12 protein-coding genes are annotated in these 14,634 nt (G+C 50.1%); 4 read left to right on the plus strand and 8 right to left on the minus strand.

The annotated features are described in order from the left end of the window. Positions 1-64 precede the first annotated feature (64 nt). Genes rfbB through rfbC form a run of 4 tightly spaced genes read left to right on the plus strand, consistent with a single transcriptional unit; the run spans position 65 to position 3,478 of the window. Positions 65-1,141 carry a dTDP-glucose 4,6-dehydratase gene (rfbB, locus tag AC56KW_RS15905; protein ID WP_497171648.1) on the plus strand — a complete coding sequence of 359 codons (1,077 nt, stop codon included), beginning with the start codon at positions 65-67 and terminating at the stop codon, positions 1,139-1,141. Further along, the gene (gene rfbD / locus AC56KW_RS15910) at positions 1,138-2,043 is read left to right on the plus strand and encodes a dTDP-4-dehydrorhamnose reductase (RefSeq protein ID WP_497171649.1); all 906 of its coding nucleotides are present in this window, start codon (positions 1,138-1,140) and stop codon (positions 2,041-2,043) included. The genes rfbB and rfbD overlap by 4 nt, the downstream gene beginning before the upstream one ends. 8 nt (positions 2,044-2,051) lie before the next feature. Continuing rightward, entirely contained in the window at positions 2,052-2,933 is an 882-nt protein-coding gene (rfbA, locus tag AC56KW_RS15915) for a glucose-1-phosphate thymidylyltransferase RfbA (protein ID WP_497171650.1), read from the plus strand. Further along, positions 2,933-3,478: a dTDP-4-dehydrorhamnose 3,5-epimerase gene (gene rfbC, locus AC56KW_RS15920; RefSeq protein WP_497171651.1), complete on the plus strand. Its 546-nt coding sequence runs from the start codon at positions 2,933-2,935 to the stop codon at positions 3,476-3,478. The genes rfbA and rfbC overlap by 1 nt, the downstream gene beginning before the upstream one ends. 813 nt (positions 3,479-4,291) lie before the next feature. On the opposite strand, the gene rfaD is transcribed toward rfbC, so the two are convergent. The 8 genes from rfaD to AC56KW_RS15960 form a co-directional block, all read right to left on the minus strand. Then, the gene (rfaD, locus tag AC56KW_RS15925) at positions 4,292-5,245 is read right to left on the minus strand and encodes an ADP-glyceromanno-heptose 6-epimerase (protein ID WP_497171652.1); all 954 of its coding nucleotides are present in this window, start codon (positions 5,243-5,245) and stop codon (positions 4,292-4,294) included. Beyond that, positions 5,242-6,699: a bifunctional D-glycero-beta-D-manno-heptose-7-phosphate kinase/D-glycero-beta-D-manno-heptose 1-phosphate adenylyltransferase HldE gene (hldE, locus tag AC56KW_RS15930; RefSeq protein ID WP_497171653.1), complete on the minus strand. Its 1,458-nt coding sequence runs from the start codon at positions 6,697-6,699 to the stop codon at positions 5,242-5,244. The genes rfaD and hldE overlap by 4 nt, the downstream gene beginning before the upstream one ends. A gap of 21 nt (positions 6,700-6,720) precedes the next feature. Next, complete coding sequence (locus tag AC56KW_RS15935; RefSeq protein ID WP_497171654.1) at positions 6,721-7,278, minus strand: D-sedoheptulose-7-phosphate isomerase; 558 nt, start codon at positions 7,276-7,278, stop codon at positions 6,721-6,723. A 7-nt stretch (positions 7,279-7,285) separates the two neighbouring features. Beyond that, complete coding sequence (locus AC56KW_RS15940; RefSeq protein ID WP_497171655.1) at positions 7,286-8,281, minus strand: YqiA/YcfP family alpha/beta fold hydrolase; 996 nt, start codon at positions 8,279-8,281, stop codon at positions 7,286-7,288. A gap of 109 nt (positions 8,282-8,390) precedes the next feature. After that, a complete protein-coding gene (locus AC56KW_RS15945) occupies positions 8,391-9,377 on the minus strand; it encodes a hypothetical protein (RefSeq protein ID WP_497171656.1) in 987 nt (328 codons plus the stop codon). Position 9,378: 1 nt separating this feature from the next. Beyond that, positions 9,379-10,347, minus strand: coding sequence for a hypothetical protein (locus tag AC56KW_RS15950; protein ID WP_497171657.1), 969 nt, complete (start codon positions 10,345-10,347; stop codon positions 9,379-9,381). 14 nt (positions 10,348-10,361) lie between these two features. Beyond that, the gene (locus tag AC56KW_RS15955; RefSeq protein WP_497171658.1) at positions 10,362-12,233 is read right to left on the minus strand and encodes a glycosyltransferase family 9 protein; all 1,872 of its coding nucleotides are present in this window, start codon (positions 12,231-12,233) and stop codon (positions 10,362-10,364) included. Positions 12,234-12,272: 39 nt separating this feature from the next. Further along, complete coding sequence (locus tag AC56KW_RS15960) at positions 12,273-14,621, minus strand: glycosyltransferase family 2 protein (RefSeq protein ID WP_497171659.1); 2,349 nt, start codon at positions 14,619-14,621, stop codon at positions 12,273-12,275. Positions 14,622-14,634 lie beyond the last annotated feature (13 nt).

Genomic DNA, 14,634 nt, shown 5'->3' on the forward strand with positions numbered 1-14,634 from the left:
CTTTCAGGATCGGCCACGCGCCATAGCGTTGCGCGATCCCCGACTTTCCCCAGGAAGCGCAGGAATGACCATCCTTGTGACGGGCGGAGCGGGCTTTATTGGCTCGAACTTCGTCATCGACTGGCTGGGCCACCATGACGAGCCAGTCGTCAATCTCGACAAACTGACCTACGCAGGCAATCTCCAGAATCTCGCCAGCCTGGAAAACAATCCCCGGCACCACTTCGTGCGCGGCGACATTGGCGATGGGCTTTTGGTGGGGCGTCTGCTGGCTGAGCACAAGGTTCGTGCGGTTTTGAACTTCGCCGCAGAAAGCCACGTTGACCGTTCGATCGAAGGCCCTGGCGCCTTCATTCAAACCAATATCGTCGGCACTTTCAATCTGCTGGAAGCTGTGCGCGCCTACTGGAACGGCCTGGAGCCCGACGCGCGTCCGGCATTCCGCTTCCTGCACGTGTCGACCGACGAAGTTTACGGTTCGTTATCGCACGACGCGCCGGCGTTCAACGAGCAGAATCGTTATGAGCCCAATAGCCCATATTCTGCCAGCAAGGCAGCGTCCGACCACCTGGTCCGCGCTTACCACCATACCTATGGCATCCCGGTACTGACGACTAACTGTTCGAACAACTACGGCCCGTATCACTTCCCTGAAAAGCTGATTCCGCTGGTGATCCACAACGCGTTGGCCGGCAAGCCGCTGCCGATCTATGGCGACGGTCAGCAGATCCGCGACTGGTTGTATGTTACTGATCACTGCAGTGCGATCCGTCGTGTGCTGGCCGATGGTCGCCTTGGCGAGACATATAACGTCGGCGGTTGGAACGAGAAGGCCAATCTCGACGTGGTGCGGACATTGTGCGCAATTCTCGACGAACTGAGCCCGCGTGCCGATGGCGAGTCGTATGCTTCGCAGATGACTTTCGTGACGGATCGTCCTGGTCATGATCGCCGCTACGCGATCGATGCCAGCAAGCTTGAGAGCGAACTGGGCTGGTGTCCGGCCGAGACCTTCGAGACCGGCATCCGCAAGACGGTCGAATGGTATCTGGCGAACGGGGAATGGGTGCACAACGTCACGAGCGGCGCCTATCTCGAATGGGTCGACAGGCACTACGCAAATGAGAAGGCGGGTGCGTGAAGATCCTTTTGCTTGGCAAGGATGGTCAGGTGGGCTGGGAGCTTCAGCGCGCGCTCGCACCGCTGGGTGAGTTGCTTGCCTGCGGGCGTAGCGAGGCCGACTTCAGTGAACCCGAATCGTTGCGTGCCCTGGTGCGCGGTTACACCCCGGATGTGATTGTCAACGCCGCCGCCTATACGGCGGTAGACAAGGCGGAAAGTGACGAGGCATCGGCTCAGGTATGCAATGCTGTTGCGCCTGGTGTGCTTGCCGAGGAAGCCGCCGCGTCGGGCGCCTGGCTGGTGCATTACTCGACTGACTACGTTTTCGACGGCACGAAAGAAGGCGCTTGGCGTGAGACCGATCCTGTGAATCCTTTGTCGGTATATGGCCGCACTAAATTCTTAGGCGAGGAACGTATTCGGGCCAGCGGCGCGCGACATCTGATTTTGCGTACAAGCTGGGTATTCGCTTTGCATGGCGGTAATTTTGCGAAGACCATGATCCGTCTGGCAAAAGAGCGCGAAACGCTGAGCGTTGTAGCCGATCAGCATGGGGCGCCGACTGGGGCCGAACTGCTTGCCGATGCCACGGCGCTGGCGCTGCATCGCATCGCGGTGCTTGGGACTGACGCACGCAATTTGTCTGGTACCTATCACTTGGCCGCAAGTGGCAGCACTACCTGGCACGCCTATGCCTGCCATGTGCTGGCGCAGGCGCAGGCCAGTGGCGCGCAACTGAAGGCAGGGCCAGATTCGGTGCAGCCGATCGCTAGTAACGCATTCCCGACGCTGGCCGTGCGGCCAACCAATTCTCGACTGGACTGCAAAAAATTCTGCGACAGTTTCGGCTTGGTACTGCCGGACTGGAAACATTACGTGAACCGCCTGGTCGCCGAGTTGGCGGCACAAGACAAGCTATGAGGACACCCATGAAGCGCAAAGGCATCATTCTGGCAGGCGGCAGCGGCACCCGCCTGCACCCGGCCACGCTGGCGATTTCGAAGCAGTTACTACCAGTATTCGACAAGCCGATGATCTATTACCCTCTCAGCACGCTGATGCTGGGTGGAATTCGCGACATCCTGATCATTTCGACACCGCAAGATACGCCACGCTTCCAGCAATTGCTGGGCGATGGTGCTCGCTGGGGCTTGAATCTTTCGTACGCCGCGCAGGCGTCGCCGGATGGCCTAGCGCAGGCCTTCCTCATCGGAGAGCAGTTCCTCGGCGATTCGCCATCGACGCTGGTCTTGGGTGATAACCTGTTCTACGGTCATGACCTCAACACCCTGCTCGAGCGCGCCCATGCGCGCACCGATTGCGCCAGCGTCTTCGCCTACCATGTTCAGGACCCTGAGCGCTACGGAGTAATCGACTTTGATATCGCCGGAAAGGCCATAAGCCTAGAGGAAAAGCCGGCAGCGCCGCGCTCAAACTACGCGGTCACTGGGTTGTATTTCTATGACGAGAACGTTGCGCGGCTTGCACGTACGCTTACGCCGTCTGCGCGTGGGGAACTCGAAATTACTGACCTAAACCGCTTGTATATGGAAATGGGCAAGCTGCACGTCGAAATTATGGGACGTGGTTACGCCTGGCTTGATACCGGCACCCATGAGTCGTTACTCGATGCGAGTCAATTTATCGCGACAATTGAACGTAGGCAGGGACTGAAGGTCGCATGTCCAGAAGAGATCGCTTTCCGAAAGGGGTGGATCGATGCTGGGCATCTAGAAGAGCTAGCGAGCTCGATGAAAAAAAACGGATATGGCCAGTACCTGATTCGTGTTTTAAAGGAAACGGTATTTTAATGCAGATTACCAAGTTGGCAATTCCAGATGTGCTGCTTATCGAACCTAGGATATTTGAGGACGAGCGCGGCTTTTTCTATGAAAGTTTTAACCAAGCACAGTTCGATGAAGCAATAGGACGTAAAGTCGACTTTGTCCAGGATAACCATTCGAAATCAGTGAAAAATGTCCTACGTGGACTCCATTATCAGATTTGTAATCCTCAAGGTAAATTAGTACGTGTTGTGGCTGGGAGGGTATTCGATGTTGCGGTAGATCTACGCCAATCGTCGCCGACGTTCGGTCACTGGGTAGGCCAGATCCTAAGTGCCGAGAACAAGATACAGATGTGGGTACCTGAAGGATTTGCGCATGGATTTCTAGTTCTTTCAACTTTTGCAGAGTTCATTTATAAAACGACCGCTTATTATACGCCTGAACACGAGCGCTGTATTGCTTGGAACGATCCAACTCTGGATGTTAAATGGTCACTAACTTCCGAACCAATGGTGTCGTCTAAAGACGCCAAGGGGGTTCTATTCAGCTCCGCTGACCTGTTCGATTAAAACCCCAAGCCATCTGGGAAATAGGAAAGATGGTTAGTTATGGGGCATATTTGCAATTTGGAATTAACTATGAAAATAGCTTTCATACAGATCGAAGCATTCAGCTACGCCGTATAGAATAGTCGGCGAGTACATGGTTGGCGTGAACCCACTTCCTGACTGAACATATTCCTTTAAGTCGCAGCATCGACGGCCTTTGTTGAAACTTGCTAAATTGTAATTTAATTTCTAACAAGCTTCTTAACTACGATGCTCGTTACACTACGGAAGACGATGCTGTCATAGAGCCGGGGTGAAATCGTCGATATACAGTAAGCGAAGTTGTCAGAGTCAGGCTACGCCCGGGTTGTTTGCGGTCGGAGATCAGTCGAGGATTCCACACAAGACTCAACAAGTACCAACGAACGCAACACCCAACAAAACATAGAAGTAATCTCGAAAAGTAGAATTGAATTGTTCAGTGCTTCTCCAAGCCTCTCCACATCTTTACTAGATTCCATCTCTGCACTAGCAATTTATTCTCGTGCGATCACGCCCTCCGCGCAACATTGGTTTGTTTCGAGCAAAGGCCGTACTCGATGAGTTGATCGCTGTTTTTACCGCGATCAGTCCACATATTTTAATCCGTCCCGTAAGCTTCGGTCCATTGCCACACGCATTCGCCCTCAAGCCCCCACGGCGCAAAAAGGGAAGTAGGTAGCGAGATCGCAGTTCTGAAACTGGAGAAAAATAATACATTCGATCCCGTCCTCTGAAACGCCACCAGAGAGTGTTACAAGGACGGGAGATTAAATGAAAGCTTCCAGCTATAGATTACTTTCTGCCCCTATTCAACCAAGTCATGTACTTACCAACACCCTCTTCCACTGTGTGAAACGGTTTTTGATAACCCACTGCACGCAATGCTCTGATATCAGCTTGAGTATAATTTTGATAAGAACCTTTTAAATGCTCTGGAAAAGGAATATATTCCACTCTACCTTGACCATGCCAATGTATTACCGCCTTAACAACATCATTAAAAGTTCTTGCAACTCCGGTTCCAAGATTGAAAATACCACTTAGCTCAGGATTTTCATAAAACCAAAGGTTAACAGAAACACAATCTTCGACAAAAACGAAGTCTCTCTTCTGGTTGCCGTTTTCGGCGTCGCTCGTTCCGCTAAAAAGGCGCGCAACTCCATCTGTAAGAATTTGATTATTAAAATGAAAAGGAGTGCTCGACATTGACCCTTTATGCGATTCACGCGGGCCATATACATTAAAGTAACGAAGACCTACAACCTGTTGAGTCAGCGATCCGTGCAGCGACCGAACGTACTGGTCGAACTGGAATTTCGAAAACGCATACATGTTGATTGGCTTTTCGCATTCACGTCGTTCACTGAAGCCATTTTCAGCTAATCCATATACTGAGGCAGAGGAAGCATAGATGAACTGAGCGTCCTTTTTTTGGCACCAATGCAGCAGTTCTTTTGAAAATTCAAAATTGTTACGCATGATGAACTGCCCATCCCATTCTGTAGTGGCCGAACAGGCGCCCTGATGGAATACTGCTTCTATGCTTTCAAAATGGTGATTGGCGCGGATGCGCGCTAAGAAATCATCACGGTCAATATAGTCGACAAAATTAAGATCTGCGAGATTAACCATCTTTCGCCCATTCTTCAGATTGTCTACGACCAGAATATTATCGATGCCCCGTGCATTCAGCGCAGCAATGATATTACTGCCTATAAGGCCGGCACCGCCAGTCACAATGATCACGCTGCTCTCCCCCGAATCTTCTCTACAAGACTGGTTGTTGAATAACCCTCTGTGAATCCTAGAATTTCGACAGTGCCTCCGGCGGCAATGACTGCAGGGCTGCCTGCAACATCCGCCACTGTATAGTCACCACCTTTAACTAAAACGTCGGGTAGTACCGAAGCAATTAGATCGGCCGGCGTATCTTCGGAAAACGAAATTACCCAGTCGACTGATGCAAGGCCTGAAAGCATACGAGCGCGAGATGGGAGTGAGTTAAGTGGACGTTCAGGGCCTTTTAGCCGACCTACGGAAGCATCGTCATTAATCGCGACAATCAGTCTGTCTCCCAGTTGACGTGCTTCTTCTAAATAGTCGAGATGGCCAGGATGAAGGATATCAAAGCATCCATTGGTCATAACAATACGTTCACCGCGGCGACGTGCAGCATTAACGCGACTGATCAACTGGTCGGTTGTAAGGAGTCCGTGTGCGGTTTCGCTCCCTGACGAATGCATTGCATATTCTAGCTCTTCTACCGACACCGTAGCCGTGCCCAACTTAGCAACGACTATACCGGCCGCAATGTTCGACAGGATGACCGCGTCATGCAAAGACGTACCTGCCGCTAAGGCGGCACCAAGCGTCGCGACGACGGTGTCGCCTGCGCCCGTCACGTCAAATACCTCTTGGGCGCGGGTCGGTAAATGAAATGGTTCGTGCCCACGCGCTAGTAGTGTCATACCCTTTTCGCTGCGCGTGACAAGGACGGCCTCCAGGTCGAGCCGCTCTCGTAACGCGACGCCACGTTCTACTAGTTCTTCGTCATTGTTGCACCTCCCGACAACTGCTTCAAATTCGGATAGATTGGGGGTAATGATAGTAGCACCACAATACCCGCTAAAGTCTGTTCCTTTCGGATCAACGATTACTGGCTTTCCAAGAAGTTTCGCAGCTCGAATCAAATCCGAACTTCTTTGCAAAGCGCCTTTTTTATAATCGGATAGGAGTACAACATCTACGTTGGCAAGCTGTTCTTGGAACTGCTCTACCATGCAACTCGCGTCCCAACTTGGAAAATTGTCTTCGAAATCGGCGCGAACCAGCTGCTGATGTTTAGCTAGAATGCGTAATTTCGTTATCGTTTTTGATCCTACCACTTCCTGTAGCAGCGAATCCACGTTGGCCTCGCGCAAAAGGCTGCGTAGTTCTTTCGCTGCCGAATCGCCGCCGACAGGTGCCATTAATGTTGCTACGGCACCTAACGATGCTACATTTAGAGCCACGTTTCCCGCGCCGCCAACTCTTAATTCCTCCTGCTCGATCTTTACCACCGGCACGGGTGCCTCCGGAGAAATCCGATTGCTCACACCATGCCAGTAGCTGTCAAGCATGACATCGCCAACGACTAGCAGGCGGCCAGTCGTGAAATTTGGAAGACGCGTCAGATTACGCTGTCCATTAACTGAGTCCATTATGATAATCCTCTTAACTTATCAATAGCCCAGCTTCCGCTCTAAAGCGGAACAGAAATGATGGCCAATGAAAATGTGTGCTTCTTGAATATGAGCAGTAATATTCGAAGGAATGACAATCGGTACGTCTACCATATTCTTCAAAGATCCACCGTCACGCCCAAGTAAAGCAATAGTATGTATTCCTTTTTTCTTGGCTTCTTCGACGGCACGGATGACGTTTGCTGAGTTGCCAGAAGTTGAAATGCCAATTAACGTATCTCCAGAGCGACCAAGTGAAGTCACCTGACGAGAAAAGACATATTCGTATCCGTAATCGTTACTTATGCAAGTCAATGCGGAAGTATCTGTTGACAGCGCCATAGCCGCGATTGGAGGCCGATCATTAATATATCGGCCTACAAATTCTGCAGCAAGATGCTGGCTATCAGCTGCCGAACCACCATTGCCACAAAACATTAATTTACCTTCTGATATCAGCGAATTTCCCATAATTTCGATCGCTTTATCTAATTCAGGTTCGATCAGATGGAGCTTACTAAAGAGGTCTAAATGGCCTTGGAGAGATTTCTTGTACATGATTTTACTAACCTTGAAGTTCGCGAATTGCTTTAAGTATGGTTGCGTTGTTTGGTTTTAATTTTGCTGCTTCGTGATAATGTCCCAATGCAGATTGAGCTAGCTTCAAATCCTTGTAAGAATTTCCAAGGCAGAAATGCAAATCGCTGGACTTATGTCCGCCTCGTTCCATCGCTGCAATAAAGTTATAAATGCTTTCCCATTTTTTACGTTGTCTCGCTAAATCGCGCGCTTTCCAGTAAAAATACCTCCAATTATTGGTGAGTTCAATGGGAAGATCTTCATACGCAGTCTCATTTTTAATTCCATGCTCACGACAATAAAGCATATAACTGGCGATTGAGATGTTGATTTCGTAGGTTGAAGCTCTCAAAGGAGCAATAAGGTCCTCTGGCAACTGTGAATTTTTTAGAAAATAATTAACAAGTTCCGGCAAAGGTAGATAAGAGTTGACGTCATGCTCGCAGTTGAGGTAGACGAAGGAGCCCTTGGAGCTACCTTTCTCTATTCCTAACGCATCCATTATATTTACTCCATCTTGGTGGTCGTAACACGGGAGGAAAGCATAGATGCGGGCAGCGGAATTTTTTAAAGGAATCGCTAAACTGACCTCTTCCTTTAAATATCTATTCTCCATCCGTAGTGCAGAGCGGGAATAGGGATGGTCTAACCTAAATGCAGGCGCGTATGCGAATATTGCTTTGGTCTCTGTAAACTGAGTGCCAAATTTCAGCGCGCCGTAGCCGCCCATAGAGCTCCCGCAAATTATAAGGTTTTTTGCTCGCGTTTTAGAGATTGAGGAAGAGATTAGTTCCGTTACCTCAAGCTGACAGTCTAAATAAAAGTTGGAATTGGCCGGATTTATGAGAAGCTTATTAGCGCTGATAATTTCAGAACTTCTAAAGTGCGGCAATTGCGGAGCTGGGTGGTTCATCGGCGCCAAGATAACTACTAGAGTATCCGAGTCTATAGTTATTAGCGATGAATAAACTTCACTATTCATGGTCATGGCGTCAATTATTGGCAACTAAGATGATACTGATTGACTATACAATTAATCTTGAAAAGATAAAAATCGAGTGGACTAATACAATGTGGATATTTATTTAGGCCTAATGTGAAACCCATCCTTGCAGTAGCTCAATTCGATTTAACACACTTTGACGAGGATTTGTAATCTGTAAGTAAGCCTGTAATGCTTCCTTCGGACGACCATTGTCGTAGGCAATATTTCCGAGGGTTTCGATATAGCTAGCTGGAGCATGGGCTCCGCTTTTGATAATGGCTGCCCAGCCCCAGCGGATTGCCTCATCAACGTCCCCAATCCTGGCCAGCTGTCGGGATTGCCAGTAGGAATACTCCGACGAGTAGTTGGTGGTAATCGATGCAACTCTTGCGTACTTAGAAATTCTTTCTTGAAATTCAGAGATTCCCATATCAACCATCATCAGGCATTTCACAATTTCATCCGAGTCTGCTAAATATTTTAAGGGTACCGAAAATTTACCAGAAATTAGCGACACAAGTCCCTCAGGGTAATTTGCTCTAACAATCAAATCGGTGGCATGATCCGTGCGAAGGTAATACGACCGAACATTTTTATTAGTCAGCGAAAATGAATCGCGTACGTGAACCCCATCCCGTACAGACGTTACGGATAGATAAATGCTGATACGCAATTTCTCTTTTTTATCAGATATTTTCCGCAAATCAAATCCTGATAAATCTTTTCCTTTCAATCTAATCTGTGCATTAGAAGGCTCAGTTGCAAGGGTGATATAAGGTGAAAAAGAATAGACGTTGATAATGCCATTGAAATTGATTTGTGACGCAACAAGGCATGCAGTAAGGGCCCCGGCGGAGAAGCCTGTAAGAATAATTTCTTCATAAATCTTATCTGCACATACTTGGTTAACAATATCCACTACGCTATGATAATCATCATAATAATAACTATCTGTTAGATCATTAAAGAAAAGGCAGTCCGATAGCGTGTTTTCGCGAACTGCATAGAATAGGTATTTGCCCTCAGCAGCATTGGGGGCAAAGCTAATAAATAGTCTGCTAGCATTATTATTAAAATAATCATGCTTTAACATTTTATGCCACTCCAAGATCTGCGATGTAGTTTCCAGTAGATTCGATGGTAATTCGTACAGTATCAACCCATCTCTGAATTCGAAACTCGAATAATATTGAATTTACTCCGCTAAAACGTATTTCTTTTATCTGGGTTTTGTCGGTTGAATCAACCGTGATCACGAAGCTTTCCGGTTTACCTAAAGCACCAATTGATAACGTTACCTTACCTTGTGGCCCAAGTACAGAATTGCGGAGCGCTAGCGTTGTACAACCTTGCAACCATCGCATATCGTTAACCCGCCCTTCTAAAGCTGTTTTCTTATAGATGAGCATTGCGCCACGCAAATTTATCCAGCGCTTAAATCCTAATTCTTGAATAAATAAGTCAGAGTTCTGTGGTGGTGTAGATGAAGAAATCTGTTCAAACGCAAAGCCGACGGTCCCTGATTGAAGTTGCACCGCTTTGTGAGTGATAGCCTCTAAAAAATACTGCCGAATGCTTGAGCGATAGAGCGGTATTTCCTGGAAGCCGTGCTTGATAAGCCAAGCCATACGTTGCTTATCATTTGTTATTAGGTCGCTTAAGTCTGGCCGAATGGCTGTAAGCAAGTTCGAAGCATTTGCATAGCGCAGATTGTTCTCGACCAGAATGTCGTCCCATGGCCCTAAAGGAAGTGCGCCTTGATAGAAGTCAAGTAAACAGGTTCTGAGGACGTCTCCGACAGGTCTCGAAGATCCGTCAGTTCGCAAGTCGTGCATGCCTTGCAATAATAATGGAATGTCGTGCCCGAGGCTCGACACTAAAAAGCGACGTTTAAGAAGATTAGTTAAAAATTCCCCATCGAGAAATGCGATCAAATTCTCGTCTGCCAAATCTCCCGAAATGGCATTCGTGATCAGGTTGCACGTCAAAGCCACGCTAGCATCAAGATAATTCGTATGAATTTTTTCAGAATGGCCGTTTAAACTTGCGGTGAGGTCTTCCATCAATCTTGCGGTGTTCATACTAAAGCCCATCGAACAATGACAAAGTAGTGCGTACCAGAAGCTGCTTTTTTAAGTTTCGCCGTGTTAACAGTGTATCCCTTGGCAGTAAATGCTGCAGCTAACGCTAGACGCGCTGCTTCAGCATCGAGTGCATCTAACGCATTGATCTGGTCATTGTCAACCGCAGCCACGCATATTGAATTTTGATGATTGCAATCAAGAATATTTGTAATATTCAACGATTTAAGCGCCATCGCCGATATATGTCTGCTGTCAACGAAGACGTTTTCGTTGATAGTCAAGCGATGCGGCACGTTGTTTCTCTTTAGTACAATAACACCATGTTTTTCATGACGATCGATATAACAGTTGACCAACCCATCTGTCTGGATATCGCTGATAACATCAGGATAAATGTCAGCCATTGAAGGGATCGGTTCAACTAATGTAGATGCCGGAGAAAATTCACCTGCTGACATCAAAATAATTTCTATTGGCCGTAAGTGCCTTGTATGTAGTGCTTTTACACCATCAACAAGTTCCTTTGCTTCAATCATCTTCGTGCATCCGAGTTGCGCCGTGGTGGAAACACAACGGGTCATCCATTCGCGCGTAGTCCACCAACATGGCGTGCATTGGTTATTGCTGATATTTATATTATCTTCATAGCCAAAGAATTTGGCGGGGGTCGGGCCAAAGCAGACGACTGAGGGTGTACCAACCGCTTTCGCCATGTGAACTAGTCCACCTTCCACACCAACAAAGCACACCGCAAGCTTCAGAATCGCAGCGGATTCGCGAATTGCTAGAACCCCGCGCAAGTCCACAGTGGCATTTGTAATTACTGGTTCATGCGTCATGCCAAGCTGGACAGTACAGTAACCTAGTTCATTAAGTAAGACGGTTGCAGCTTCAACTGTTGCCATTGGAATTGTCTTCGTTGACAATCCCTTATCGCCGGACATCTTTGCGTCGCTCCCAATTCCTAGGCAAACAATGGGTTTTTTAAAAGCAAGGAGCTTGTCGATGGCGCTCGATGAAACTGGTTCGATGTCCATGACTGGTTTCATAGCCACATCGCCCAACGCGAGCGAGTGAGGAAACAGCGAGTACGCCGTAAGCTTTGATTCTATAGCCACCTTGGCGAAATGGTGATTCATATGGGGCCAATCAAAGAGATTATACTTAAACCAAGGCTCGCTGAAGCTTCTGACCATTTGCTGGTATTCTGCGGGTACACGTGATTGTGGTGGGAAGAATGCTACAGCGGAATATCGAACGTCAATGACGATATCGAAAATATCGAGTGCTGTTGTTACTGAAAATAGGGCATCGCGAGTCTCGTGAGTTAGTGAGATTGCCGCGTTCGCCAAACCTGTATCAGTAAAGATATCAGTAACCTGCTTGGATTCGAAGCCGACCGCGAGGTAATCGACTGGAAGATAAGAGCGAACTAGCGCTGCAAGGTAAGTCAAAATCAGACAGTCACCCATGCCGCCAGCACTTAGCAGCAATACTCGAAAACGTTTCCCCATACCATTATGAGGATGAAGGCCAAGAAGGCTATTGCATCCTGGAATTTCTGAGACAAGGCGCAAGAATGCTTCCCGCCGAGTCAGAATGTCGCCCATGTGACTACTCGGTTCCTCACCAAGGACACCGTAGAGTGCTATTCGATTGCGACGATAAATGTCTCGACGATGCTCATTAAAGTATCGCTCGAAGCCGGCATGCTGGATTCGTAATGAAGTGTTTTCTGATTCGAGTTGACTTATGCGACCTGACAATGTTGCGTTTTGGGCGATAAGAGTATCGATGAGTGGTTGCTGATGCGTTTCCATAATTAATTCTAAATATTGAGCGTTAGTAGCTTGATATACGGACATCCGCTTATCAAGTGTGAATGTTTAGGGCAATATAGCAGTCTAACGGTATTTTTCTTGTAAAGATGGCGTCCGGGGAGTACGAATCCTTGGCGGTGTCGCGAGGCCGCCAAACGAATGACTTACCGCGTCTAGGTTCAGGCTAGGATGATACGCGGGATCCCGCAGCAAAACTTCTCCCCACTTATCGCGCAAACTATCAATTTCTCTTCGCGCACGAGCTAATTTCTGTGGCGTATCTTCATGTCCGCGACTGGCAGATTCCGCGTGTAGCAATTTGGCGTAAGGCGTCCAAATGATCACTTTTCCTGATGCGCGTACTTTCAGACACAGGTCGACATCGTTGAATGCCACTGGGAAGGCGTGGACGTCCATACCGCCGACCTTGAGATAAAGGTCTCTTCTCAGAAAGAGACAGGCGGCAGTGCAGGCGCTCACCTGTTGTACTAACTGGTTACGTCCATGATCGCCCCAATCGGCGTCAGCCAAGCGATTGCCGAAATGTCCAGCGATGTTGCCGACGCCCAGCAGCACGCCGCCGTGTTGTACCATGCCGTTCGGCCAGAGCAACTTTGCGCCGACGGCGCCAACGTCAGGACGCAATAGTTGGGCAACGATTTCGTCAAGCCAGCCGGCATGCAACACTTCAATGTCGTTATTGATCAGGCCGATAATATCGCCGCTTGCTTGGGCGATCGCTCGGTTGTTCAGATCTGCGTAGTTGAAGGGACCGGGCATCGGCAGCACGCGCACGCCTTTTCCAGCGATCTCTGTAAAATAAGTATGCGTGACTTCTTCGACCGAGCCATTGTCGATCACGACGATCTCGAGTTTCGGCCAGTCGGTATAGTGAAGAATGGTGTCAATGCAGCGCTGCAACAAGTCTACCCGGTCACGCGTTGGAATGATTAGGCTGATAGTCAGATCATGTGCACCGGCTGGTAGTGGATGACGAACTCGACGCGCCGCATACGCGCTGCCGACGGGGACTCCCTCTAGTTCTTCCAGTACAGCGTTTGGCCATATTGTTGCGACGGCGCGTGAGGCAGCAGTTAAGCGCGCGACGCGTTCGTTACTATCCGGTGCCGAGGTCACCTGCAGCAGCACGCGTGGTACGTGAACGATGCTGTTTGCTCCCTCCTGCCAAGCGACGGCTAACGCCGACCAAGCGAATTCCGAAGCGTTCTGTGCCTCAGGTAAGCCTTGGGCCACTGTTGCGCGCACTAGCAGGAGGTCGAGCGGGTAATCGCTGGCCAGCGCGTAGTCGGGGTTCCAGGCCGGCTTGAACCAGGGGCGCCCGTTTGCTTCACTGTCGGTATAGACCAGTTGCGCACCTGGCAGCGCAAAGCCTTCGAGCGCGTAGGCCAGGGCGTGCGGCGCAAGGGTGTCGCCAGTACGAACGCAACACACGACGTCGCAGCCCGAAGCGAGCGCCTGCGCCAACAAAGCCGGGAAGGACGCGCCTGAGAAGGTGTTAGCGGTCATTCCTTGCTGGTCTCGCACACTGGCGAGCGTGCGTTCCAGCGCAGCAGGTGCGGTATCCCCGCCGGTCACGATCACGGCGATGCTCAGTGTTGGCAATACGGCCGGGCCCTGGCTGTCGAAGTGAGCGGACCATTGCGGCCAGGCGGACATCGCTAGGCTACGCGGCAGATGACGCTGGTAGATGTCGGCGACATCCACCAACAGTTGGTCGCTGTCGGTCGGCAGCAGTCCCGCCAGACCGTCGAGCGCGCAGCACACGGTGAGCGGACTGCCGTTTAGCGGTCGACCGTCCTCGTCGACTACGCGCACGCTGTGCACGCGTCCATCGGCCAGCGTCGGCGGCAGGGCCAGGTCGAAACCGTGGGCCCCATCGACATAGCCGCGCATCGAGGGATGAATGATGTTGGCGACAGCTTGCGCCACCATCTCATTGCCGACGAAGGCGCGCACCGTTACGGTTCGTTTCTGGTCGGCGGGGTCGATCGCCCAGCCATGCAGGCGCAGGCCGCCATCCCCCACGACGGTATTAAGGGCGGCTGCGGGCGGCTCCTTTGATTCGTCCAGCCGGAGGCTCCCCGTCAGCGTCACCGCAGTGTTCGCCACGCGTGCCGAAATAACGCCGCCGGACGAGGCCTTGAGCCCCCCAAGATCCGCCACAAAACCATGGCACAGGTCAGGAGCGCCTAACGCGTCGAGCTTGGCAGCGAGGTCGGTGCGCGCAACATCGGCCAGGATGCAGGCAAACGGCACATCGTCGCGGCAAATCTCGACGATTACGCGAGCATCGGGGCGCGTGCAATCGAAGGCCCAACCGTACACCAGCTGTTTATAGATGCCATCGAGCGCGCCATGCCAATGCGTGGCGCCAACAGTCGCCTCATCAAGGATTTCGGATTCGTTTTTCATTCAGGAGAACAGG

The organism is Telluria sp. RT2P19 (assembly GCF_059685725.1).

Coding starts and splice junctions, on each gene's coding strand:
- hldE (WP_497171653.1), bottom strand. CDS start 6,699: ATGGACTCAGTTAATGGACAGCGTAATCTGACGCGTCTTCCAAATTTC.
- AC56KW_RS15950 (WP_497171657.1), bottom strand. CDS start 10,347: ATGGAAGACCTCACCGCAAGTTTAAACGGCCATTCTGAAAAAATTCAT.
- rfbB (WP_497171648.1), top strand. CDS start 65: ATGACCATCCTTGTGACGGGCGGAGCGGGCTTTATTGGCTCGAACTTC.
- rfbA (WP_497171650.1), top strand. CDS start 2,052: ATGAAGCGCAAAGGCATCATTCTGGCAGGCGGCAGCGGCACCCGCCTG.
- AC56KW_RS15960 (WP_497171659.1), bottom strand. CDS start 14,621: ATGAAAAACGAATCCGAAATCCTTGATGAGGCGACTGTTGGCGCCACG.
- AC56KW_RS15940 (WP_497171655.1), bottom strand. CDS start 8,281: ATGAATAGTGAAGTTTATTCATCGCTAATAACTATAGACTCGGATACT.
- AC56KW_RS15935 (WP_497171654.1), bottom strand. CDS start 7,278: ATGTACAAGAAATCTCTCCAAGGCCATTTAGACCTCTTTAGTAAGCTC.
- rfbC (WP_497171651.1), top strand. CDS start 2,933: ATGCAGATTACCAAGTTGGCAATTCCAGATGTGCTGCTTATCGAACCT.
- AC56KW_RS15955 (WP_497171658.1), bottom strand. CDS start 12,233: ATGTCCGTATATCAAGCTACTAACGCTCAATATTTAGAATTAATTATG.
- AC56KW_RS15945 (WP_497171656.1), bottom strand. CDS start 9,377: ATGTTAAAGCATGATTATTTTAATAATAATGCTAGCAGACTATTTATT.